This is a genomic window from Streptantibioticus rubrisoli (assembly GCF_024436055.1).
Classification (GTDB): domain Bacteria; phylum Actinomycetota; class Actinomycetes; order Streptomycetales; family Streptomycetaceae; genus Streptantibioticus_A; species Streptantibioticus_A rubrisoli.
Genome location: NZ_JANFNH010000018.1, coordinates 45886 through 70048 on the forward strand (window position 1 = coordinate 45886; position 24163 = coordinate 70048).

Genomic DNA, 24163 nt, shown 5'->3' on the forward strand with positions numbered 1-24163 from the left:
CGCCCAGACCGGGCCTCGAACGACGCCCGCACATCCGAACCCTGGGGATGCACAGCACATGGCCGCGATTTCGCTTGGTATGCCATCGGTTCCGTCCACGCTCGCGCAGCGGCGCAAGAGCCGTCAGATCCAGGTGGGGTCGGTGGCGGTGGGTGGGGATGCGCCGGTGTCGGTGCAGTCGATGACGACCACGGTGACCGCGGACATCGGTGCCACGTTGCAGCAGATCGCGGAGTTGACGGCGGCTGGTTGTCAGATCGTGCGGGTGGCGTGTCCGTCGCAGGATGACGCGGACGCGTTGCCGGTGATCGCGAAGAAGTCGCAGATTCCGGTGATCGCGGACATCCATTTCCAGCCGAAGTATGTGTTCGCGGCGATTGATGCCGGGTGTGCGGCGGTGCGGGTGAATCCGGGGAACATCCGGCAGTTCGATGACAAGGTCAAGGAGATCGCGAAGGCGGCGTCGGAGGCGGGGGTGCCGATCCGGATCGGGGTGAACGCCGGGTCGTTGGACAAGCGGTTGCTGGAGCGGTACGGCAGGGCGACGCCGGAGGCGTTGGTGGAGTCGGCGTTGTGGGAGTGCTCGTTGTTCGAGGAGCACGGTTTCCGGGATATCAAGATCTCGGTGAAGCACAACGATCCGGTGGTGATGGTCAATGCCTATCGGTTGCTGGCGGCCAGGTGTGACTATCCGCTGCATCTGGGGGTGACGGAGGCGGGTCCGGCGTTCCAGGGGACGATCAAGTCGGCGGTGGCGTTTGGTGCGCTGTTGTCGGAGGGGATCGGGGACACGATCCGGGTGTCGCTGTCGGCGCCTCCTGCGGAGGAGGTCAAGGTCGGTATCCAGATTCTGGAGTCGTTGGGGCTTCGGCAGCGGCGGTTGGAGATTGTGTCGTGTCCGTCGTGTGGTCGGGCGCAGGTGGATGTGTACAAGTTGGCGGATGAGGTGACCGCGGGTCTGGAGGGCATGGAGGTGCCGTTGCGGGTCGCGGTGATGGGGTGTGTGGTCAACGGTCCCGGTGAGGCGCGTGAGGCGGATCTGGGTGTGGCCTCGGGCAATGGCAAGGGGCAGATCTTTGTGAAGGGTGAGGTGATCAAGACGGTTCCGGAGTCGAAGATCGTCGAGACCCTGATCGAGGAGGCGATGAAGCTCGCCGCGCGGATGGAGGCCGACGGCGTACCGTCCGGGGAACCAGCCGTCACCGTCTCCTGACACCACCGCCGCGGCCGCACGGTAAAGTGCGGAGATCAGCCCCGTACTGGTGAGGCGCCCACGTGTTGACGACGACCACCACCAAGGTCCTGGACCCGGCCGAGCTCGACGCCGCGCTGGCCGTCCTCGACCGGGATCCGGTCGCCAACGCCTTCGTCGCCGCCCGGGTGCGCATCGCAGGTCTGGACCCCTGGCGGCTCGGCGGCGAGATGTGGGGCTGGTACACCGGCGGACGCCTTGAGTCGCTGTGCTACGCCGGTGCCAACCTGGTGCCGATCTGCGCGGGCCCGGAGGCGGTGCGCGCCTTCGCCGAACGGGCCCGGCGCAGTGGCCGCCGCTGCTCGTCCATCGTCGGCCCGGCCGAGCCCACCGCCGAACTGTGGTCGCTGCTGGAGCCCAGCTGGGGACCGGCGCGCGAGGTGCGCGCCCACCAGCCGCTGATGGTGACCCGCTCGCTGCCCGTCGACGTGCCCTGCGACCCTCTGGTGCGGCGGGTCAGGCGGGACGAGATGGACCTGATCATGCCCGCCTGCGTGGCCATGTTCACTGAGGAGGTCGGCGTCTCCCCGCTGGCCGGTGACGGCGGACTGCTCTACCAGGCCCGGGTCGCCGAACTCGTCACCTCCGGGCGGGCGTTCGCCCGGATCGAGGACGGCCGGGTGGTGTTCAAGGCGGAGATCGGCGCGGTCACCCAGCACGCCTGCCAGATCCAGGGCGTCTGGGTGGCCCCCGAGTACCGCGGCCGCGGACTGTCGGAGACCGGCATGTCGGCGGTGCTGCACCACGCGCTGCGCGAGGTCGCCCCGGTCGCCAGCCTCTACGTCAACGACTTCAACGCCGCCGCCCGCGCCGCCTACCGCCGCGTCGGCTTCACCGAAGTCGGCTCGTTCATGAGCGTGTTGTTCTGAGCGGCGCCCCTTTTTTGTGTTCGCTCGCCTCCGGCCGCTTTGAGCCTGTGTCGACACTCCTCGTCGAGCGGTCGCTGCGCTCCCTCCTCCTCGTCGCTTTCGACACCGGCGCGGCCTTTGGCTCGCTCACCTCGCGGAAACGAGGTTGGGCGGTGCGTGCCATCACGGGTGGGGTTGGCCGGTGCCTGCCATCGCGGGTGGGGTGGGCCGGTGCGTGCCATCACGGTTCAGGCGCCGTGGTTGCCGGGGGCGTGCCGCTAGTACGCTCCGGTCATGGACGACGTCGCGGTGGGGCCGCTTGATCTGGCGAGCAGGGTGGACGACGCACTCGCGGTGCAGGCACTGGCATTCGGGCTCACCGACGAGGAGATCGCGGTCCGCCGCCAGATCGTGCTGCGCCACCTCACCCTGCCGGGAGTGCGGGCGCTCGGCGCCACCACCGCCGACGACCGCCTGGTCGGCTTCGTCTACGGCATGCCCAACGACCGCGCCCACTGGTGGTCCACCGTCGTGGAACCGTACCTGCGCCGCCGAGGCCACGACGGCTGGCTGGACGACTCGTTCGTCATCGTGGAACTCCACGTCCTGCCCGCCTACCAGGGCGTCGGCATCGGCCGCCGACTGATCACGGAGATCACCGACCCGGTACCGCAGCCGCGCAGCATACTGTCCGCGCTGGACCTGGACAGCCCCGCCCGCCGCTTCTACCGCGGTCTGGGCTACCGCGACCTGGCGCACCCGGTGCACTTCCCCAGCGCCCGGACCCCGTACACGGTGATGGGCGCGACCCTGCCGCTGCGCAGGCGCTGACCGGGCTTCGGACTGTGCCTTCTCGGGGGGATCACCCCCCGAACCCCGCCGACAAAATCCGGTGCGGCACCGGCCGGGCGGCGCAGTATCGTCGGCGGCACGAAGACCCCACCGTACGGAGAGCCACCATGGTCCTGCGCATGTCCCGGATGCTGCTCAAGACACTGCGCGACGCCCCGGCCGACGCCGAGACCGCCAGCCACAAGCTGCTGGTGCGCGCGGGATACGTGCGTCGTACGTCGGCGGGCGTGTGGACCTGGCTGCCGCTGGGCAAGCGGGTGCTGGACAACGTCTCCCGGGTGGTGCGCGAGGAGATGGACGCCATCGGCGGCCAGGAGGTGCTGCTCCCGGCGCTGCTGCCGCGCGAGCCCTACGAGACCACCGGCCGCGCCGACGAGTACGGCGACCTGCTGTTCCAGCTCAAGGACCGCAAGGGCGCGGAGTACGTGCTCGGCCCCACCCACGAGGAGATCTTCACCCAGGTGGTGAAGGAGCAGGCCACCTCCTACAAGGACCTGCCGGTGATCCTCTACCAGATCCAGACCAAATACCGGGACGAGGCCAGGCCGCGCTCCGGCGTGCTGCGCGGCCGGGAGTTCCAGATGAAGGACGCCTACTCCTTCGACACCGATGACGCGGGGCTCGCCAACTCCTACCGGCTGCACCGCGAGGCCTACGTACGGATCTTTGAGCGGCTCGGCTTCGACTACCGGATCGTCTCGGCGGTATCCGGTGCCATGGGCGGCTCGGCGTCCGAGGAGTTCCTGGCCCCGGCCGCGGCGGGCGAGGACACCTTCGTGGACTGCCCCAAGTGCGACTACGCGGCCAACACCGAGGCGGTCACCGCCGTCGTACCGCCCGTCCCGCACGTCGAGCACCCGCCGGTGGAGGAGCTGGACACCCCCGACACCCCCACCATCGAGACGCTCGCCGCCCACCTGGGCGTGCCCGCCTCCGCCACGCTGAAGAACCTGCTGGTCAAGATCGACGGAGAGGTCACCGCGGTCGGGGTGCCCGGCGACCGCGAGGTGGACCTCGGCAAGCTCGCCGAGCAACTCGCCCCCGCCACCGTGGAGTTGGTGACCGCCGAGGACTTCGAGGGCCGCCCGGAGCTGGTGCGCGGCTACATCGGGCCGCAGGGCCGCGCCTTCCGGTACCTCGCCGACCCCAGGATCGCCGAGGGCACCGCGTGGATCACCGGCGCCAACAAGCCGGGGCGGCACGCCCGCAACGTGGTGTGCGGCCGGGACTTCACCGTCGACCGCTACCTGGACGTGGTCGTGGTGGAGCCGGGCGACCCGTGCCCCAAGTGCGGCGCGGGCCTGGAGATCGGCCGGGCCATCGAGATCGGGCACATCTTCCAACTCGGCCGCAAGTACACCGACGCGTTCACCCTGGACGTGCTCGGCAAGGAGGGCAAGCCGGTCCGGGTCACCATGGGCAGCTACGGCATCGGCATCTCGCGGGCGGTGGCGGCGCTGGCCGAGCAGACCTCGGACGAGCACGGGCTGTGCTGGCCGCGCGAGGTGGCACCGGCCGATGTGCACATCGTCGCCGCGGGCAAGGCCGCCCAGACCGAACTCGCCCTGGAGCTGGCCGACCGGCTGCACGCCGCCGGTGTCCGGGTGCTGGTGGACGACCGCACCGGGGTCTCGCCGGGGGTGAAGTTCACCGACGCCGAGCTGATCGGGGTGCCCACCATCGTGGTGGCGGGCCGCCGGGCCGCCGAGGGCGTGGTGGAACTGAAGGACCGCCGCACCGGCGAGCGCGAAGAGGTCCCCGTGGCCGAAGCGCTGACCCGGCTGACCGGCTGACGCGCGGGCCTGCCCGGCGGCGCCCCGAAGGGGCGCGGGGCTGTGTTCATGTGCGGCTCCGCCGCGTGGGCGCGACCAGCCACAACGGCGCCGCAGACGATCGACAAGCACATCGCCGCACTCCCAGCGGAGCGCTGCCGCACTCCCAGCGGAGCGCTAGAGCCAGCTGGCGAACTCCAGCAGCAGCTCGCCGCCCTCCCGGTCACCGACCGACAAGCTCCACACTCCGGCCTCGACCGCGCGGAAGAACGACCAGTCCCGTAGCCGGTCCTGGTCCACCTCCAGCGCCTCGGCCAGCTTGCCGAGTCGGCGGCGCGCCGCCGACCGGGCGGCGGGCGCCGCGGCCAGCGTGTCGAGCCGGTCGCGCACCAGCCAGGCCAGGTCGTAACCGGGGTCGCCGACCAGTGGCTTGGGGTCGATGGCCAGCCACGGCAGCCGGTCGGCGGCGAGTACGTTGCCGTGGTGGAAGTCGCCATGCAGCAGCACCGGCTCCGGTGGCTCGGCCAGCAGCCGGTCCGGTAGCTCCAGCGCCTCGTCGACCAGCGGCCGGGCGTCCACCGCCCACGGCTGCTCGGCGCGCTGCCGCAGCTTGTCGGCCAGGCGGGCGGTGTGGTCGGCGACCGAGGTGAACGGGTGGTCGGCGGCGGGCGGTACCCACAGCCTGCGCAGCACCCCGGTGGCCTCCAGCATCGCCTTGGCGTCCGGCAGCGAGCGCAGCGAGATCTCGCCGTGCAGCCGCTCCAGCAGCAGTACGCCGCGCTCGGCGTCGGCGCGCAGCAGCCGTACCGCGCCCAGGCCGTCCCAGTGCGCCAGGGCGGCGGGCTCCTGGGCGGTCTCGGCGGTGACCAGACCCAGCTTGAGGGTGGCGGGCGTGCCGTCGGCCTGCCGCACCAGCACCACCATGCTGATGTTCCCGCCGGGCTGCTGCACCCGCTCCGGCGTCAACTCCCAGCGTTCCAGGTACTCCTGGAGCAGTCCGGGCAGTGCGGCCAGCCATGCGCGGCCCGCCTCGCCCTCCCACGCGGACAGCACGCGGACCAGGCGCTCGGGCGGCTCCAGCGGTACCTGCGGGGCCGAGGCCATGGGTGACGGATCCTTCCGGGGGTTCACAGCGAGTCGGACGAGGGCGTGGCGGACGCGGACGGGCTCGCATCGGCGGCCCGCTCCGGCAGCCCGGGGAAGGCCACACCGCTGCCCCGCCAGCGCACCGCGCGGACCGCCGCCTCGCGCAGCGCGGCCGCGGCGTCCCGCCGTACGTCGTCGTGCCCGGCCCGCACCAGGTCGGCGTAGGCGGCGGCGACCCGGTCCTCCAGGACGGCGGCCAGCCGGACCGCGGAGGCCGGGTCGGTCACCGGGAACGGCAGCGCGTACCCGGCGTCGGCGGGCACCGGATCGGCGCCGAGGTCGCGCACGGTACGGGTGAGCGCGTCGCGGTGGGCGCGGTGCGCGTCATAGGCGGCGCGGGCGTCGGCGCGGTGCGCGTCGTCCACCCGGGCGCCGACCACTCCGTAGCCGTACAGCGCGGCGTACTCGGCGGCCAGCGCGGCCTGCACGGCGGCCAGTTGGTGCGCGGCGGCGGTCATCCGGCACCGCCTCCCCGCAGCAGGGCCGCATGGCAGGCCCCGGCCGCCGCGACCGAGGCGAGCAGCCGGGCCAGCTCCGGCGGCGCGTCGGACAGCGCGGCGGTGCGGGCGTCGGCGGTGCGCAGTTCGGCGTCGGCCAGTGCGGCCAGCGCCGCGTTCTGGTCGGCCGGGACCGGGGCGCCGGAGGCGCTGGGGGCGGGGCTCGGCGAGCCGCTGGCGGGCGTGAACGCCGCGATGTGCAGGGCGACTTGGGCGCGCAGCGGGCCCAGTCGGCCAGCGAGCGCCGGGTGCGCGGTGGCGGTGGCGTCGTACCGGGCGAGCAGCGCGGCGCTGTCCCGCGCGGCTCGGGCGCTCAACTCGGCGGCCGGGTCGGCCGGGGCGCCGTGCGCGTTGCCGGAGCATCCGGCCAGGGCCGCCAGCGGCACGGCGAGACCGCCGGTCAGGACGGCCCGTCTGCGCGGGCCGCGGCGGGCCTGCGGCGTCTTGGAGAGCGGCACGTTCCTCTTCCTGGCGGAATACTGGCGGCGGATGCTGGATCCTGGACGGTCCTGACGGATCAAGGTCCAGGGCAGGGCAGAGCCTACCCGTGACGGGAACGGCGGCCGCGTGCACCCGTCGGGTCCGCTCACCGGCGGTTTCACATCGCCCGTTCGCCTCGGGCCGCCTCGCTGGCGCACGAATCGTCAGTGGGGTGCCGGAAACGATAGGCTCATGCCGACACGCGACGAACCCACAACAGCACACGCGGCCGAGGAGTCACCCGGATGAGCACCACCCAGACCGACAGGCTGCGAGAACTGCTGGAGCCGCTGGCATCCGCAGCGGGCCTCGAACTGGACGAGGTCGCGGTCACCCCGGCGGGCAAGCGGCGGATGCTGCGGGTCGTGGTCGACTCCGACGAGGGCGTACAGCTGGACGCGGTGGCCGAACTCAGCCGGGAGATCTCGGCGGCCCTTGACGCCTCGGACGTGATGGGCGGAGCCCCGTACGTCCTGGAGGTCAGCTCGCCCGGCACCGACCGGCCGCTGACCGAACCCCGCCACTTCGTACGCAACACCGGCCGCCTCATCAAGGTGCAGCTGGCCGAGGGCGGCGAGCTGGTCGCCCGCATCACGGGGGTGGACGAGGAGGGGCTCGACCTGGAGGTGCCGGGCGTCAAGGGCCGCAAGCCCACCGCCCGCCGCCTGGCCTTCGCGGAGATCGCCAAGGCCCGGGTCGAGGTCGAGTTCAGCCGCAAGGCCGCCGACGACACCCCCCACCTGGACGACGCGGACGGCGACAACGCCGAGAGCACTGAGGAGGCGTAGCCGTGGACATCGACATGAGTGCCCTGCGGGGTCTGGTACGGGAGAAGGAGATCTCGTTCGACCTGCTGGTCGAGGCCATCGAGTCGGCCCTCCTCATCGCATACCACCGCGAGCCGGGCAGTCACCGCGACGCACGGGTGGAGCTGGACCGCAAGACCGGTCATGTGACGGTCTGGGCCAAGGAGGACCCCTCGGAGGTTCCGGAGGGCGAATCCCCGCGCGAGTTCGACGACACACCGACGGGTTTCGGCCGAATCGCGGCCACCACCGCCAAGCAGGTCATCTTGCAGCGGCTGCGGGACGCCGAGGAGGAGATCACCTTCGGCGAGTACGCCGGGCGCGAGGGCGACATCGTCGCGGGTGTGGTGCAGCAGGGGAATGATCCCCGCAACATCCTCGTTGACATCGGCAAGTTGGAGGCCATCCTGCCCCCGCAGGAGCAGGTCCCCGGCGAGGAGTACAAGCACGGTACGCGGATGCGCGCGTACGTCGTCCGGGTCGTGAAGGGGGTGCGCGGACCGTCCGTAACGCTCTCGCGCACCCACCCGAACCTGGTGAAGAAGCTGTTCGCGCTGGAGGTCCCGGAGATCGCCGACGGCTCGGTGGAGATCGAGGCGATCGCCCGCGAGGCGGGCCACCGCACCAAGATCGCGGTGCGCTCCACCCGCCAGGGGCTGAACGCCAAGGGCGCCTGCATCGGCCCGATGGGCAGCCGGGTGCGCGCGGTGATGGCCGAACTGAACGGCGAGAAGATCGACATCGTCGACTGGTCGGACGACCCGGCGCAGATGGTGGCGAACGCGCTGTCACCCGCCCGGGTGAGCAAGGTCGAGGTGGTGGACCTGGCCGGTCGCTCGGCGCGGGTCACCGTGCCCGACTACCAACTGTCGCTGGCGATCGGCAAGGAAGGCCAGAACGCCCGGCTCGCCGCCCGGCTCACCGGCTGGCGGATCGACATCCGACCGGACACCGAGGCCGAGCCGCGGAACGCGGAAGCACCCCTGTGAGCGCGCAGTGAGCGAGCGGTAACGAACAGCAGAGCGCAAACCGACCCGAAGGGGTGAGGTTGGCGCGGGGAGGTAGACTTAAGCAGTGTCTGGCCGGACGCGAGCCCGAGCATGCCCTGAGCGAACCTGTATGGGTTGCCGGAAGCGGGCGGCCAAGAACGATCTGCTGCGCATCGCGGTGGTCGAGGATGAGTGTGTCCTTGATCCACGCGGTACGCTGCCCGGCCGGGGTGCTTATCTGCACCCCGACATGGCGTGTTACGACCTGGCGGTCCGCCGCCGGGCGTTTCCCCGGGCCTTCAGGAGCCGGGGACCGCTCGGTACGGCGGAGTTGCGACGGTCCATGGAACACGCGGTACGGAACGCCGCGTAGCACAAAGCGGCACGGAAAGAGAACGGTACGGGTAACCGTGCGGTCAGGTACCTCGCGAGTCGGAAGTAGGTCGAGATTGCGATGAGCACTCGATGAGTACGCGATGAGTACGCCCATGAAGTAGCGACGGTCCGGCGGACGACCACCCCGGACCTAGAAGGAGCGAAGTGGCTAAGGTCCGGGTATACGAACTCGCCAAGGAGATGGGAGTTGAGAGCAAGGTCGTCATGGCCAAGCTCCAAGAACTTGGCGAATTCGTCCGTTCGGCGTCCTCGACGATCGAGGCGCCGGTTGTTCGTAAGTTGACTGACGCTTTCCAGCAGGGGAACGGCGGCGCCGGTTCCACCGCTGCCAAGCCCTCGGCGCCGCGCAAGCAGGCGCCCGCCAAGCCGTCCGCGCCCAGCGCCGGCGCGGCTCGTCCCGCGGCCTCCAAGCCGTCCGGCGCGCCCGCGCCGAAGCCCGCCGCCGCGGCGCCGTCTCCGGCCGCTCCGGCGCAGGCCGGCCCGCGTCCCGGTCCGCGCCCCGGCCCCAAGCCCGCCCCGGCGCAGCCCGCGCCCGCGGCGGAGTTCTCTTCCCCGGCCGCCGCGCCGTCTCCGGCCGCTCCCGAGCGTCCGGCGCAGCGCCCCGGCCCCACGCCCGGCCCGCGTCCGAGCCAGCGCCCCGGCCCTGGTTCGCGTGAGGGCGGTCGCGGTGAGCGCGGCCCGCGTGCGGGTGGCGAGCGCGCCCCCCGTCCGGGCGGTGCCCGTCCGGCCGGTCCGCGTCCCGGCAACAACCCGTTCACCTCGTCCGGCAGCACTGGCATGCCGCGCCCGCAGGCGCCCGGCGCGCCGCGTCCGGGCGGTCCGCGTCCGGGCGGTCCCGGTGGCGCCCCCGGCGGTCCGCGTCCGCAGGGCGCGCCGCGTCCCGGTGGCGCGCAGGGCGGCCCGCGCCCCACTCCGGGCGGTATGCCGCGTCCCGGCGGGCAGGCCGGTCCCGGTGGCCCGCGTCCGAACCCGGGCATGATGCCGCAGCGTCCCGCCGCGGGCCCGCGTCCGGGTCCGGGTGGCGGTGGCCGTGGTCCCGGTGGCGGTGCCCGTCCCGGTGGCGGCGGTCGTCCCGGCTTCGCCGGTCGTCCGGCCGGTCCGGGCGGCGGCGGTCGTCCCGGTGGCGGTGGCGGCGGTTTCGCCGGTCGCCCCGGTGGTGGCGGCCCCGGTGGCGGTGGCGGCTTCGGTGGCCGTCCCGGCTTCGGCGGTCGGCCCGGTGGTCCGGGCGGCCGTGGCGGTACGCAGGGTGCCTTCGGGCGCGGTCCGGGCGGTCGCCCGGCGCGCGGCCGTAAGTCGAAGCGGGCGAAGCGCCAGGAGTACGAGGCCATGCAGGCCCCGTCCGTGGGCGGTGTGATGCTGCCTCGCGGCAACGGCCAGACGGTCCGGCTGTCGCGCGGTGCCTCGCTCACCGACTTCGCGGAGAAGATCAACGCCAACCCGGCGTCGCTCGTCCAGGTGATGCTCAACCTCGGCGAGATGGTCACCGCGACCCAGTCCGTCTCCGACGAGACGCTGCAGTTGCTCGCCGACGAGATGAACTACGTCGTGGAGATCGTCAGCCCCGAGGAGGAGGACCGCGAGCTGCTCGAGTCCTTCGACATCGAGTTCGGCGAGGACGAGGGCGGCGAGGAAGCGCTGGTCGCGCGTCCGCCGGTGGTGACCGTCATGGGCCACGTCGACCACGGTAAGACCCGACTGCTGGACGCGATCCGCAAGACCAACGTGGTCGCGGGCGAGGCCGGCGGCATCACCCAGCACATCGGTGCCTACCAGGTCACCACCGAGGTAAACGGCGACGACCGGAAGATCACCTTCATCGACACCCCGGGTCACGAGGCGTTCACCGCCATGCGTGCCCGCGGTGCGAAGTCCACCGACATCGCGATCCTGGTGGTCGCGGCGAACGACGGCGTGATGCCGCAGACCGTCGAGGCGCTCAACCACGCCAAGGCGGCCGACGTGCCGATCGTCGTCGCGGTCAACAAGATCGACGTCGAGGGCGCCGACCCGATGAAGGTCCGCGGCCAGCTGACCGAGTACGGCCTGGTGGCCGAGGAGTTCGGCGGCGACACCATGTTCGTCGACATCTCCGCCAAGCAGGGCCTGCACATCGACAGCCTGCTGGAGGCCGTGGTCCTCACCGCCGACGCCGCGCTCGACCTGCGGGCCAACCCCGAGCAGGACGCGCAGGGCATCGCGATCGAGGCGCACCTCGACCGCGGTCGCGGCGCGGTGGCCACCGTGCTGGTGCAGCGCGGCACCCTGCGGGTCGGCGACACGATGGTGGTCGGCGACGCGTACGGCCGAGTCCGGGCGATGCTGGACGACACCGGCAACAACGTGGAGGAGGCCGGTCCGTCGGCTCCGGTCCTGGTGCTCGGTCTGACCAACGTGCCGGGTGCCGGTGACAACTTCCTCGTCGTCGACGAGGACCGCACCGCCCGGCAGATCGCCGAGAAGCGGGCCGCCCGCGAGCGCAACGCGATGTTCGCCAAGACCCGTCGCCGGGTCAGCCTGGAGGACCTGGACAAGGTGCTCAAGGCAGGCGAGGTGCAGCAGCTCAACCTCATCATCAAGGGCGACGCCTCCGGTTCGGTGGAAGCCCTGGAGTCCTCGCTGCTGCAGCTGGACGTCGGCGACGACGTCGACCTGCGCATCCTGCACCGCGGTGTGGGTGCGGTCACCGAGACCGACGTGTCGCTGGCCGCGGGCTCGGACGCCATCATCATCGGCTTCAACGTGCGGGCCGAGGGCCGCGCCACGTCGCTGGCCGAGCGTGAGGGCGTGGACGTGCGGTACTACTCGGTCATCTACCAGGTGATCGAGGAGATCGAGGCGGCGCTGAAGGGCATGCTCAAGCCGGAGTACGAGGAGGTCGAGCTCGGCACCGCGGAGATCCGCGAGGTCTTCCGCTCGTCCAAGCTCGGCAACATCGCCGGTGTGCTCATCCGCTCCGGCGAGGTCCGGCGCAACACCAAGGCTCGGCTCATCCGCGACGGCAAGGTCGTCGCGGAGAACCTCACCATCGAGGGCCTGCGCCGCTTCAAGGACGACGTCACCGAGATCCGCGAGGGTTACGAGGGCGGTATCAACCTCGGCAACTACAACGACATCAAGGTCGACGACATCATCGCCACCTACGAGATGCGCGAGAAGCCGCGCGGTTGATCCGCACGGTGAAGCCAGCCCCGGCGTAGCCCGGGGCTGGCGACCGGGGCCGGTCGGCGGAAAATAACCCGTCGATCGGCCCCGGCCGTTGCCGGTACTGTTGTGATTACTGTTCACACGAGGCCTCACAGGTCGGCTTGACCTGCTGCCCATGTACGTAGGGACGTTGTCCTTCGATCTGCTTCTCGGCGACGTGCGGTCGCTGAAGGAGAAGCGCTCCGTCATCCGGCCCATCGTGGCCGAGCTGCAACGCCGGTACGGCGTCAGCGTCGCCGAGGTCGGCGACCAGGACCTCTACCGCAGGGCCGAGATCGGCATCGCGGTGGTGTCCGGGGACCTCGGGCACATCAAGGGTGTACTGGACCGCTGCGAGCGCTGGATGGCCGCCCGGCCCGAGGTGGATTTGCTGTCCGCCCGGGAGCGGATCCACGGCGAAGACGACTGAACCGAACGAAGACCGAAGAAGAGAGAAGATTACGCATGACCGACACCGCGCGGGCGCGCAAGCTGGCGGACCGCATCCGGGTCGTGGTCGCCGAGACCCTGCAGCGCCGGATCAAGGATCCGCGGCTGGGCTACGTGACGATCACGGACACCCGGGTCACCGGTGACCTGCGGGAGGCGACCGTCTTCTACACGGTCTTCGGCGACGAGGAGGAGCGTGCCGCCTCCGCCGCGGCGCTGGAGAGCGCCAAGGGAGTGCTGCGCTCCGAGGTCGGCCGCCAGACCGGCGTACGGTTCACCCCCACCCTCACCTTCGTCCTCGACGCGGTCCCGGACACCGCCCGGACCATCGACGACCTGCTGGCCAAGGCGCGCGCCGCCGACGCCCAGGTCCGCGAGAGCGCCGCGGGCAAGGGCTACGCGGGCGAGGCGGACCCGTACCGCAAGCCCGCCGCGCACGACGACGAGGAGTCGGACGAAGCGTGAGCCAGCGCAACAGGCCGATGGGCCCGGACGGACTGGTCATTGTCGACAAGCCCGCCGGGCTCACTTCGCACACTGTGGTCTCCCGGATCAGGAAGCTCGCCGGGACCCGCCGGGTCGGCCACGCCGGCACCCTCGACCCGATGGCCACCGGTGTCCTGGTGGTCGGCGTGGAGAAGGCCACCCGGCTGCTCGGGCACCTGGCGCTGACCACCAAGACGTACCAGGCCACCATCCGGCTCGGGCAGTCCACGGTGACCGACGACGCCGAGGGCGAGGTCACCGCCACCGCCGAGGCGTGCGGGGTGACCCGGGAGGCGCTGGAGGCGGGAGTCGCCAAGCTCACCGGTGACATCCTCCAGGTGCCGTCCAAGGTCAGCGCGATCAAGATCGACGGGAAGCGCTCGTACCGCAGGGTGCTCGACGGCGAGGACGTGGAGCTGACCGCTCGGCCGATCACCGTCTCGTCCTTCGATGTGCACGCGGTACGCGAGGCGGTCGCCGAGGACGGCACCGCCCTGCTGGACGTGGACGTGACCGTCGACTGCTCCTCCGGCACCTACATCCGCGCCCTCGCCCGCGACCTCGGCGCGGACCTGGGCACCGGCGGGCATCTGACCGCGCTGCGCCGCACCCGCGTCGGCCCCTACGGCATCGAACAGGCCCGGACACTGGAGGAGTTGGCGGACGACTTCGCCGTACTGCCGATCGGGCGGGCCGCGGCCGAGGCGTTCCCGCGCTGGGACGTCAGCGCCGAGCAGGCCAAGCGGTTGATCAACGGCGTACGGCAGAAGGCCCCCGGGCTCGGCGCCGGACCCATCGCGGTCTTCGGACCGGAGGACCGCTTCATCGCCCTGGTCGAGGAGCGGCGCGGCGAGACCAAGATCCTCGCGGGCTTCGCCTCCTGAGCAGGTCAGTACCTCCTGAGCAGGTCAGTCGAGCCCGCCGCGGTCCGGCAGCGCCCTGAAGGGGCGCGGGGCTGTGTTCATGTGCGGCTCCGCCGCGTGGGCGCGACCAGCCACAGTGGTGCCGCAGACGCGTGACGGCACATCGCCGCACCCCTCAGCGGAGCGCTGTGCGCCACCGTGAGCGCGGGCCGGGGCGGTTGGCCGCCCGGGCCCGCACTCGACGATTCCCCTCCGATCTTCTCTTATCCGCCCCGAACTGCGGATTCACCCCAACGGGCAGGCGCTCGGAGTGAATCCCGTGGTGTCCGGGGGCGCTTTCGCCGCGCGCCCTGTCCTGTCGATCACCACCCGCCTACCGTCAGACGGGGGAGAGCTCGGTGGGAGGTTCGTGGATGGCGCTTGGGGTCCCACCCGGCGCGGGTCAGGGAAAGGCCGATCCGGACGAGTCGCTGGTGCGGCTGTGCGATCTGGCCGGTCGGCCGCGCGGCACCGGGTTTCTCATCGACACCAACGGCACGCTGCTGACCAGCCATGAGGCCGTGGACGGGCTGCGCCGCCTGGTACTGCACGTCCGCCCGTCGCCCTCCGCCACCCTGGGCGCCAGCGCTTCGCCGCACGGCGCACACGTCGGCGAGCAGACCTTCCTGGTCGAGGCCGAGGCGATCACCCCGCTGCCGGAGCAGGGGCTGGCGCTGGTCGCCACCGAGGGGCTTGTGGTGCCTCCGCTGCCGGTCGCCGAGAGCGGACCCGCCGACCCGGACGGCTGGGTGCGGCTGCATGCCGAGGGCTGGGTGCACGCGGCCGTGGTCGGCACCGTGTCGGCCACGTACACCGCCACCGACCGCTTCCATCTGCTGGGCGAGGTCTACGAGTTGGTCACCGGAACCCCGGAGGCGCTGCGCGGCGGGCCGCTGGTCTCCGGCAGCCCGCTGGTGGACACCAGGACCGGCGCGGTGCTCGGCGTGGTGGCCACCGCCGTACACGCCGCGCACGCCGCGACCGGCTTCGCCATCCCGCTGCGCGCCGAGGGCCCGCTGGCCGAACCGCTCGCCCGCAACGCGGCCACCGTGCCCGCCTACGGCGCCCATCTGAACCTGGCCGGGGCGCTGCAGCTCACCGCCACCTCGGTCGGCTCGGCGGGCGCCGGACGCCCCCGCGATCTGCGCGAGCCGGAGCACCGACCGGCGGTCGAGGCCGAGTTGCGCAAGTTCCTGGACGGCACCGGCGAACGCGGCCCGCTGGTGCTCGGCCTGGTCGGCGACCCCGGCTGCGGCCGCACCACGGAGCTGGGCGCGCTGGCCGCCCGCCGCGCCCGGGGCGCCCGCCCCGCGCCCACCGTATGGCTGCGCGGCGCCGAACTGCGGCCCGGCGACGGCGGGTTGAAGGAGGCGGTGGAACGGGCGCTGCGGGCCGCCGGGCGGATCATCGACGCCTCGGGCGGGGTCGGCGAGGCAGGGCAGGCGGAGGGCGTCACACCCGACGCGGTGGCGCATCTGGCCCGCGCCGCGGACCGTCCGCTGCTGGTGCTGCTGGACGCGCCCGAGGAGATGCCCCCGGTGCTGGCGCACGCCCTGCCCGACTGGACCGCGGGCACCGCGAGTTGGCTGCGGGCCGCCGGAGTCAGGCTGGTGGTGGCCTGCCGCCCGGAGTACTGGGAGCGGGCCGGTGCGCTGTTCCCGGCCGAGCTGCTGTACCGGCCCGAGGCCCCCGGTACCGCGCCGGGCGGCCCCGCGCGGGCACTTCCCGCCTGCCTACGGCTCGGCGACCTCACCCCGGAGCAGGCCGAACGGGCCCGTGAGCGCTACGGGATCCCGGACGGCGCGATCGACCCGGCGGATGCCGCGCATCCGCTGACGCTGCGGCTGCTGGCCGAGGTCCGCGCGGCCAACCCGGAGCTGGCCGGGTGCCCGGACCGGTACGCGGTCTTCTCCGCCTACCTGGACCTGGTGTGCCTGCGGATCGCGGTACGGCTCGCGGTGGCCGGTTCCGAGCAGCTCGCCGGTAGCGCGGTGCGGCGGCTGGCCGCCCGGGTCGCCGGGCAGGTGCACGAGGCGGCGCGGCAGTGCCTGGGGCCGGGCCAGGGGGAGTTGGACCGGGAGACGTTCGAGGAGGTTTTCCCGTGGCGCAGCGGCTGGGCGTCCGCGGTGCTCACCGAGGGGCTGTTGGTGCCCGCGGGCGCCGGATACCGGTTCGCGCACGAGGAGTTCGGCGACTGGCTGCAGGCCGGGCACCTCGATCTGGACGCCGCGCTGCACGCCCTGGTCCACCGCTGGCAGAGCGCGCCTCCCGACCACCAGGAGGCCCCGGTGCGGCTGCCGTCCCGCCCGGTGACGACGGTGCGCACCGGCACCCACGACGACCGGCTGCCACCGCCCCCGCCCGCCCCCTCCGTCGCCCCCACCCAGCCGCCGCACGCGCTGCCGGTGCCCCGGCACCGGATCGGCCCGGTGGTGCAGGCCCTGCTGCTGGCCGGGCGGCGGGACGGCACGGCCGAACTCGCCCACCGGCTCGACGACTTGATCGGCGCGCTGGACGCGGGCGCGGCGGAGCCCACCCGGCTGGTGACCGGCGGCCAGCCGCCGGACCGGACGCACGGCCGCGGCGCCGACGCGTCCGACGAGCGGCGCGCGGACGCCACCTGGTGGGCGGCGCACCTGCTCGGCGAGGTGCTGCTGCGCGTCCCCGACGCCGCGCCGTACCGCGATGTGCTGCGGCGGCTGGCGGAGCGGATCACCGTGCGCTCACTGCGGCACGGCGGGTTCGACTCGCCGCGACTGCCCGCCGGGCTGGCCGAGTTCGGCCCCTGGTTCTGGCTGCGGCTGCCGCTGGACACCGCGGCCCGGCTGGATCTGCTGCGGCTACTGCTGCCCGCCGACGGGCCGCCCCCGGCCAGAAGCCGCGGCACGGGCGGGGACCGGTTCCTGACCGCGGCCGGTGAACTGCTGTGCGCCGACGCGGACGTGGCGCTGCCGCTGATCTGCGGCTGGTTCGACGACGACCGGCCGCTGCCCGCCGCCCCGGGACCGGGCCGTACCCCGACGGTGGCGTCCGCCGCCCAGGCGCTGCTGCACACCCACCGGCACCGCGCCATCGACGCGCTGACCGAGGCGCTGGTCGCGGCCGCCCATCCGCGCGCCGACGAACTGCTCGCCTCGCTCGCCGAGGACGAGCCCTCCGCGCTGTGCCGCGCGGTGGACCGCTGGGCGCACGACGACCGCCCGGAACGCCATGTGGCCGCCGCGGCCTACGGATTGCGCGCCGCCACCCACGTCACCTCCGAGGCGGACCGCCAACTGCTGCGCTACGCCGCCCTGGCCCTGCTCGGCCGCAGCGACACCTGCTCACTGCACGGCGCGGCGCTCGCGTTGCTGGTACGGGACCCGGTGACCCGCAACCGCTATCTGGAGCGGGCGCTGGCCCGCTTCGCGGCGGCGGACCCGTACATTCCGGCGAGCGTGCTGGGCGCCGCGCTGGCCACCCATCCCGAGCCGGTACTGGCCGCCTTCCAGGCCCGGCTGCGCGAGCCGGGCCCACGTGCCGCCGAGGTACTGGCCGAGCTGGCCCGGGTCACCACCCCGGCACTGGCCCGCCGCGCCGCGGCGCTCGTCCGCGCTTACGCGGAGCACTGCCCGGAGGGCGCCCGCGACGTGGCCGACTACCTCGAACTGCGCCTGGAACAAGGCCCCGGCGCCCGCGCCGTCCTCTTCCCACTGGCGGTCGGCCTGCTACGCGACCCCCGGGCCGAAGTACGCAGAGCACTCGCGCCCGTACTCACCGCATCCGGCTCCGCGGTCTCGCGCCCCCTGCGACGGGAACTCCTCCAGGTCCTCCTGGAAGACGAACACGACGCGGCGGTGCTGGAAGCGGTCCGCCGCGGCACGGCCTGAGCGCGGCCCCGAAGGGGCGCAGGAAACCGCGCGACCAGCCACCATGGTGCGGTGGCGGCTGGGCGGGAGAACAGACCCCGAAGCCCCCGGCCCAGAGGGAGAAAACCCCAGGACAGGAACCCGAACCCACAGCCAGCGCGGCGACATGGCACTCTTGGACCGGCACACTGGAATTTCTGTTGCGGGCGAGGAGCGGTCACTGTGGAGCGCTGGCGGGGCTTGGAGGACGTTCCCCAGGGGTGGGGGCGCGGCGTCGTCACCATCGGCTCGTACGACGGCGTCCACCGCGGGCACCAGCTGATCATCGGACGCGCCGTGGAGCGCGCCCGCGAGCTCGGCATCCCGTCGGTCGTGGTCACCTTCGACCCGCACCCCAGCGAGGTGGTCCGCCCCGGCAGCCACCCGCCGCTGCTGGCCGCGCACCACCGGCGCGCCGAGCTGATGGAACAGCTCGGCGTCGACGCGCTGCTGATCCTCCCGTTCACCACCGAGTTCTCCCAGCTCTCGCCGGGCGACTTCGTCCGCACGGTGCTGGTCGAGGCGCTGGGCGCCAAGCTCGTGGTCGAGGGCCCGAACTTCCGCTTCGGCCACAAGGCCGCTGGCGACGTGGAGTACCTCTCGGCGCTCGGCCTGAAGTACGACTACCAGGTCGAGGTCGTCGACCTGTACATGCGCGGCACGGCGGGCGGCGGCGAGCCGTTCTCCTCCACGCTGGTGCGCCGACTGGTCGCCGAGGGCGATGTCACCGGTGCCATGGAGATCCTCGGCCGCCCGCACCGCGTCGAGGGCGTGGTGGTACGCGGCGCCCAGCGTGGCCGGGAACTGGGCTACCCCACCGCCAACGTGGAGACGCTGCCGCACTCGGCGATCCCCGCCGACGGCGTCTACGCGGGATGGCTGGTGGTCGACGGCGAGTCGATGCCCGCCGCCATCTCGGTCGGCACCAACCCGACCTTCGACGGCACCCAGCGCACCGTGGAGGCCTACGCCATCGACCGGGTGGGCCTGGATCTGTACGGGCTGCACGTGGCCGTCGACTTCTACGCCTTCCTGCGCGGCCAGGAGAAGTTCGACTCGATCGACGCCCTGCTGGAACGCATGGCCATCGACGTGAAGCGGGCCCGCGAACTCGTGGAGGCGTAAGCCGCGGAACCGCCTTGTGGGGAAGGGCCGGACGAGAGTGTCCGGCCCTTCCCCATGTGCTCACTGCTGCGGCGGCGGATAGCCGTACCCCTGCTGGGGCTGCGGCCAGCCGGGCGGCGGGGTCTCACCGCCGGGCTGGCCCGGTCCGGGCTGCGGCGCACCGGCGGGGCTGGGCGCGGACTGGGCCTGGGTCTGGGACGGCGGCTGCGGCGGCCAGCCCTGCGGCGCGCCCGGCTGACCGTACGGCGGCTGCGGCGGCTGGGCCTCGCCGTACGGACCGTAGGGGCCGGGCGCCGCGTAGTAACCGGGCTGCGGCTGGCCCGGGATGGGCGGAGCCATCTGCGGCGGCATCCCGCCGCCCTCGCCCTGTGTCCACAGCCCCTGCGCCTGCTGGGCCCGCGCGAAGTCCTCGGCGACCATCGCGGCCAGGTTGAAGTACGCCTCGCGGGTCTTCGGCCGCATCATGTCCAGGTCGACCTCGGCGCCCGCCGCCAGGTGCTCGTCGAACGGGACCACGACCACGCCGCGGCACCGCGTCTCGAAGTGCGCCACGATGTCCTCGACCTTGATCATCTTCCCGGTCTCGCGCACCCCGGAGATCACCGTGATGCTGCGCTGCACCAGATCCGCGTAGCCGTGCGCGGACAGCCAGTCGAGGGTGGTGCTCGCACTGCTCGCGCCGTCCACGGACGGGGTGGAAATGATGATCAACTGCTCGGCGAGGTCCAGCACTCCGCGCATCGCGCTGTAGAGCAGACCGGTGCCCGAGTCGGTGAGGATGATCGGGTACTGGCGGCCGAGCACGTCGATGGCGCGCCGGTAGTCCTCGTCGTTGAACGTGGTCGACACGGCCGGGTCCACGTCGTTGGCGATGATCTCCAGACCGGAGGGCGCCTGCGAGGTGAACCGGCGGATGTCCATGTAGCTGTGCAGATGCGGGATGTGCTGCACCAGGTCGCGAATGGTCGCCCCGGTCTCCCGGCGCACCCGGCGGCCGAGCGTTCCCGCGTCCGGGTTGGCGTCGATGGCCAGGATCTTGTCCTGGCGCTCGGAGGCCAGCGTGGAGCCGAGCGCGGTGGTGGTCGTGGTCTTGCCCACACCGCCCTTGAGGCTGATCACCGCTATCCGGTAGCAGGACAGCACCGGGGTGCGGATCAGCTCCAGCTTCCGCTGCCGCTCGGCCTCGGCCGCCTTGCCGCCCAGACTGAACCGCGACCGGCCGGGGATGTTGCTGCCCGGCTTCTTGGCCTTGGGCTGGTTGCGCAGCAGCCGGTCGGAGGACAGCTCCACGGCGGCCGTGTACCCCAGCGGCGCCCCGCCGACAGTGCGCTGCCGCTGGTCGGGGGTGATCGCGGGCCAGTCACCGGTACGGGGGTCGGCGGGCTGTGCGGCCTGCTGCTGCTCGGGGTTCGCGGGCGGCGGCAGCGGCGCACCCTGATGCGGGAAGCCGTAAGAGGACTGCGGCATCGGCGCGTTGGGCGCGTTGGGCACCGGCGGCTGCGGGAAACCGGGACCGGGCTGCTGCGGTGGCAGCGGCGCACCCTGACCGACCGCAGGGCCGTACGGCGCCTGCGGTGGCAGCGGCGCGCCGGTTGCCGGATTCGCCGCGTGGGGACCGTTCGGCGCGTTGGGCGCGGGCGGCTGCGGGAAGCCGTAACCGGGTTGCTGCGGCCCGGGTTGCTGCGGTACGGGCGGCTGCGGCGCCTGGAACTGCGGCGGCAGCGGCGGTACGGCGTGCTGCGGCGGGGCCTGCGGAGGCGGCGGCTGCAGCGGCCACGCGGAGTCGGCCACCGGCTGCTGCGGTACGGGCGGTTGCGGCGCGGGCGGTTGCGGCGCGGGCGGCTGCGGCGCGGGCGGTGACCACGGCTGGGCGCCGCTTGGCGGCGCCGAGTCGCCGGTGGCGGCAACGGGCGCCGTCGGCCCGGGAGTTGGCAGGTGCGGCGCCGGGGGCTGGGGTACGGCGTCGCGCGGTTCCTCCGCGGCGGGGGCCGCCTCCGCGGGCTCGTCCTGCGCGGTGGCCTGCGCCTTCGGCGGTGCCTCCTGCGCGGTGGCGTCCGCGTCCGCCGCATTCGGCTCGGCGCTCTGCGCGGGCTTGGCGGCCTTGGGCGACAGAGCCGAGAACTTCATGGTGGACTCACTGCGGACGGCACCCAGCGGCGGCTCGTCCTTGGCGTCCTCGGAGCCCTCGGAGCCCTTGGCGTCCGGCTCCTCGGCACTGGCGGCGCTGGCCGGGTCCGGCGTCCCGGGTGCGCCACTGGCGTCGGCGGAGCTGGTGGCCGGGCCGCCCGGCGTACCGGGCGTCTTGGCCAGGCCCGGGAAGGCGGGCTCGGCGCCGTCAACCGGCATAGCGCTGGCAGGCGTCGACCAGCCCGGTCCCTCCGCGCCGTGGCCCGGCACCGACTGCGGTGCCGGGGTGGGCGCGGACGGCGGCGCCATCTCGGGCGCGGCGACCGGCGGTTGCGGCGCCGGTGGCTCCGGGGCCGCCGAGGTGGCGGCGGAACCGCTCTCCTCGCTGTTCGTCATGTACCAGGCGGGCGGGGTGTAGTCGATGGTGAACTCGCCGGTGTGGTCGGCGTCGGTCGACCGCCCGTCGCCGCGGTTCTCGTCCCGGTCGGTGCTCACTGTGCCTCCTGGATTGCTGTCATGCTCGCGAACGGCATGTCGTACGCCGGGGTCTGCGGCACGGGTGGGGTGGTCGTCGCCGCGCAGGCTCGCGCCATCGATGGTTCCTCCCCGTACCGCGGCAGCCCATCCGGCCTGTTGCTGCGGTCCCCTCGGTCTCAGGGGGCCGCGGAGGCTGATTCGGGATACCTGCCCTCGTGTGCTCCTGCCGCTCTGGAGGACAGCCTAATCATCAGGTGCCCCTCCGTGTCAGGCCCGCCCCCGCCGTCCGCGGCGCATCGGCCATCGGCGGCCGTACCGCCCGCCGGGCAACGGGCACCCGGTGTCAGTCCACCCGGCGGGCGACCCCCAGCAGCCCGGTCTCGGCGTCGGTGGGCTGGGTCATCACGAACTGACGGTGCGTACGGGTGCACCACAGCGCGAAGTTGTCGCCCAGCCCGGACAGCGCACCGACGTCCGACGCGGGCAACGCCATGATCCGGCCGATCACCTCGGCCTCGTCCGGCGAGACCCGCTGCACCCCGACGAGCGTGGCGCTCTCCAGGAACCGCGGCGCCGTCGGCCCCAGATACGGCAGCAGCGTCAGCACCGACTGCCACGGAGCCGCCGCCACCCGCCCGCGCGGCGGCCGGATCCCCGCGTCCCGCACCACCAGCACCGGAGAGCCCACCGACGGACCCTGCGGTGGCACCCGCCCCACCTCGTGCACCGTCACACACTGCTGGCCGCCACCGGCCGCCTGCGCCAACGGCGCCCACGCCTGCGGCCGTCCGGTCTCCACCGCGATCCGCGCCCCGGTGGCCGCCGCGCGCAGCGCGATCACCTGGGCCGTCCACAGGCCGCCGACCAACACGACCTCCAACGGTGTCGGCCGGTTGATACCGAGCACCGCTGGCTGGTTCTGCGCGTCCACGCCGATGACCACACCGTCGTCACCGACCGGCACACCCACCGCCGACAGCTGCCCGGCGGGCAGCACATGCCGGGAGCGGCGCGGCCCGAGCAGGCCGAACCCCAACCTGGCCCGCGCGCCCCGGACTTCCCGCTCCACGCCCGACGCCGTACCGGCCTCGGACACCGCCGAAGAGGCCATCAGCGGGCACCTCCCAACGGCAACGTGGCCAGCACACCGGGCAACTGCTCGCGGTCCAGCCGCACCAGATCCACCTTCACCCCGCGCGCCGCGCGCTCCAACTGCCGGCGCGCCGACGCCAGTTCGGTATCGCTGCGGCCGGTCACCCGGACGTACGCGGCCACCGCGGGCGCGCCCGCGGCGCCCCGGCTCACGGTCAGGCTGAACGTGGAGGCCAGCGCGGGCATCGAGGTGAGCAGCGCCACCAGGTTCGGCGCCGGTGTGCCACCCGGTCCCAACTGCGGCCAGCGACCTATCCAGTACGTGGTGTGCCAGCGGTCGTCACAGCGCCAGGCCCGCGCCGTCTCCGCCGTGCGCCGCGCCGGTGTGTCCGACCGGCCCGCCTGCGCGTTGGCCAGCGGGTTGACACAACTCGACGTGGCCACCGCGTTGATCAGCCCGGCCTCGTCCAGCGGCGTGGCCTGGAAGCCCGCACCGGCCAGCCTGCTCGCCAACTGGTCGGTGGCGCGCAGCAGGGCGCGCCGCGCTCCGCCTATGCCGCCGCCACGGGCCCGTACCGCCTCGGGGCACAGCTGCGGGTCGAGCTTGAGCGCCACCCAGGTCAGCCGGACCGCCGGGGCGCCGGACTGGGCCTGCAGCGCGGCGTAACTGCGTGCGGCGACCGCCTGTTCCGGCAGATGCGGCGCCGGGGCGGGCTGGGTGTGCTGCACCACCTGGACCGACTCCAGCCGTATCGCGTCCACTTCCAGGGCGTCGTGGAGCAGTTCCAGCGGCAGTGGACGGGCGGTGCGCAGCGGGCGCAGCGGTATGTCGGCGGCCTGCACCTGGAGCACCGCGGTCAGGAACGTGCCGTCTCCTACCATGCCCACCGTGCGCCGCTCCCGGGCGGTGTAACTGTAGGTGCGCAGGCTCGGATCGCACTCGACGGCGGGCGCGAATCCGGGGTCGGTGCCGGGCGGTACCGCTTCACCGGCGCGCCGCCTGCGGGCCCGTAGCGCCAGGGCGGCGGCCAGCCACTCCGGCGCGGGCCGCCGGTGCCGGCGCACCACGGCGAGCACCACCAGCGCCGCGGCGAGCACCCCCGCGGGCGCGAGCAGCAGCGGATCGGTGACCCAGGCCGCCAGCAGCAGCGCGGCGGCCACCTCTATCAGCACCAACTGCCGCACCCCGAACGGGCCGATGCGGCCCGACTGCGGATGCGGCCGCAGCACCGCGCCGGACTGCGGCCCCGTGCCGCCGCGCGTCCCGCCGCCGGGGAGCGGCGCACCGGCCGCGTGTGCCGTACCGCGCGAGCGCGTGCCGGAAGGCGGCTGCCCTTCGGTACGCGTCGTGGTCGCGCTGGCCATCCCCGTCGCCCCCTTGTTCCACTCTTGTGGT

19 protein-coding genes are annotated in these 24163 nt (G+C 73.3%); 13 read left to right on the forward strand and 6 right to left on the reverse strand.

The features are described 5' to 3' along the window. Positions 1-58: 58 nt before the first annotated feature. The 4 genes from ispG to NON19_RS16970 all read left to right on the forward strand — a co-directional run bounded on the left by ispG (position 59) and on the right by NON19_RS16970 (position 4745). Positions 59-1213, forward strand: a complete 1155-nt coding sequence (gene ispG / locus NON19_RS16955) for a flavodoxin-dependent (E)-4-hydroxy-3-methylbut-2-enyl-diphosphate synthase (RefSeq protein WP_255928962.1) — start codon at positions 59-61, stop codon at positions 1211-1213. Between the two features lie 62 nt (positions 1214-1275). Continuing rightward, on the forward strand, positions 1276-2121 hold the full coding sequence (locus tag NON19_RS16960) for a GNAT family N-acetyltransferase (protein WP_255928964.1): 846 nt from the start codon (positions 1276-1278) through the stop codon (positions 2119-2121). Positions 2122-2394: 273 nt separating this feature from the next. After that, the gene (locus tag NON19_RS16965) at positions 2395-2931 is read left to right on the forward strand and encodes a GNAT family N-acetyltransferase (RefSeq protein WP_255928966.1); all 537 of its coding nucleotides are present in this window, start codon (positions 2395-2397) and stop codon (positions 2929-2931) included. Positions 2932-3059: 128 nt separating this feature from the next. Next, entirely contained in the window at positions 3060-4745 is a 1686-nt protein-coding gene (locus NON19_RS16970) for a proline--tRNA ligase (protein WP_255928968.1), read from the forward strand. Between the two features lie 156 nt (positions 4746-4901). On the opposite strand, the gene NON19_RS16975 is transcribed toward NON19_RS16970, so the two are convergent. Genes NON19_RS16975 through NON19_RS16985 form a run of 3 tightly spaced genes read right to left on the reverse strand, consistent with a single transcriptional unit; the run spans position 4902 to position 6825 of the window. Then, positions 4902-5828, reverse strand: coding sequence for an aminoglycoside phosphotransferase family protein (locus NON19_RS16975; RefSeq protein ID WP_255928970.1), 927 nt, complete (start codon positions 5826-5828; stop codon positions 4902-4904). Positions 5829-5851: 23 nt separating this feature from the next. Further along, positions 5852-6328 carry a ferritin-like domain-containing protein gene (locus NON19_RS16980; RefSeq protein ID WP_255928971.1) on the reverse strand — a complete coding sequence of 159 codons (477 nt, stop codon included), beginning with the start codon at positions 6326-6328 and terminating at the stop codon, positions 5852-5854. Next, the gene (locus NON19_RS16985; RefSeq protein ID WP_255928972.1) at positions 6325-6825 is read right to left on the reverse strand and encodes a hypothetical protein; all 501 of its coding nucleotides are present in this window, start codon (positions 6823-6825) and stop codon (positions 6325-6327) included. The genes NON19_RS16980 and NON19_RS16985 overlap by 4 nt, the downstream gene beginning before the upstream one ends. Positions 6826-7092: 267 nt before the next feature. On the opposite strand from NON19_RS16985, the gene rimP reads away from it, so the two are divergent. From rimP to NON19_RS17030, 9 genes are all read left to right on the forward strand, one after another. Then, complete coding sequence (gene rimP / locus NON19_RS16990) at positions 7093-7635, forward strand: ribosome maturation factor RimP (protein WP_255928974.1); 543 nt, start codon at positions 7093-7095, stop codon at positions 7633-7635. Between the two features lie 2 nt (positions 7636-7637). Beyond that, entirely contained in the window at positions 7638-8642 is a 1005-nt protein-coding gene (gene nusA / locus NON19_RS16995) for a transcription termination factor NusA (protein WP_255928976.1), read from the forward strand. A gap of 85 nt (positions 8643-8727) precedes the next feature. Continuing rightward, entirely contained in the window at positions 8728-9015 is a 288-nt protein-coding gene (locus NON19_RS17000) for a YlxR family protein (RefSeq protein WP_255928978.1), read from the forward strand. 167 nt (positions 9016-9182) lie between these two features. Further along, positions 9183-12206, forward strand: coding sequence for a translation initiation factor IF-2 (gene infB, locus NON19_RS17005; protein ID WP_255928980.1), 3024 nt, complete (start codon positions 9183-9185; stop codon positions 12204-12206). A gap of 151 nt (positions 12207-12357) precedes the next feature. After that, a complete protein-coding gene (locus tag NON19_RS17010; protein ID WP_255928982.1) occupies positions 12358-12651 on the forward strand; it encodes a DUF503 domain-containing protein in 294 nt (97 codons plus the stop codon). 35 nt (positions 12652-12686) lie between these two features. Next, the gene (gene rbfA, locus NON19_RS17015; protein WP_255928984.1) at positions 12687-13136 is read left to right on the forward strand and encodes a 30S ribosome-binding factor RbfA; all 450 of its coding nucleotides are present in this window, start codon (positions 12687-12689) and stop codon (positions 13134-13136) included. 17 nt (positions 13137-13153) lie between these two features. Beyond that, positions 13154-14041, forward strand: coding sequence for a tRNA pseudouridine(55) synthase TruB (truB, locus tag NON19_RS17020; protein WP_255929041.1), 888 nt, complete (start codon positions 13154-13156; stop codon positions 14039-14041). Positions 14042-14433: 392 nt separating this feature from the next. Continuing rightward, entirely contained in the window at positions 14434-17928 is a 3495-nt protein-coding gene (locus NON19_RS17025) for a S1 family serine peptidase (RefSeq protein ID WP_255928986.1), read from the forward strand. Positions 17929-18129: 201 nt separating this feature from the next. Then, positions 18130-19071, forward strand: coding sequence for a bifunctional riboflavin kinase/FAD synthetase (locus tag NON19_RS17030; RefSeq protein ID WP_255928988.1), 942 nt, complete (start codon positions 18130-18132; stop codon positions 19069-19071). 60 nt (positions 19072-19131) lie between these two features. On the opposite strand, the gene NON19_RS17035 is transcribed toward NON19_RS17030, so the two are convergent. The 3 genes from NON19_RS17035 to eccE all read right to left on the reverse strand — a co-directional run bounded on the left by NON19_RS17035 (position 19132) and on the right by eccE (position 24132). Beyond that, on the reverse strand, positions 19132-21693 hold the full coding sequence (locus NON19_RS17035) for an SCO5717 family growth-regulating ATPase (protein ID WP_255928990.1): 2562 nt from the start codon (positions 21691-21693) through the stop codon (positions 19132-19134). Positions 21694-22018: 325 nt separating this feature from the next. Beyond that, positions 22019-22786: a hypothetical protein gene (locus NON19_RS17040; protein WP_255928992.1), complete on the reverse strand. Its 768-nt coding sequence runs from the start codon at positions 22784-22786 to the stop codon at positions 22019-22021. Continuing rightward, positions 22786-24132 (reverse strand): type VII secretion protein EccE, encoded by a 1347-nt coding sequence (eccE, locus tag NON19_RS17045; RefSeq protein ID WP_255928994.1) that lies wholly within the window; start codon positions 24130-24132, stop codon positions 22786-22788. The genes NON19_RS17040 and eccE overlap by 1 nt, the downstream gene beginning before the upstream one ends. Positions 24133-24163 lie beyond the last annotated feature (31 nt).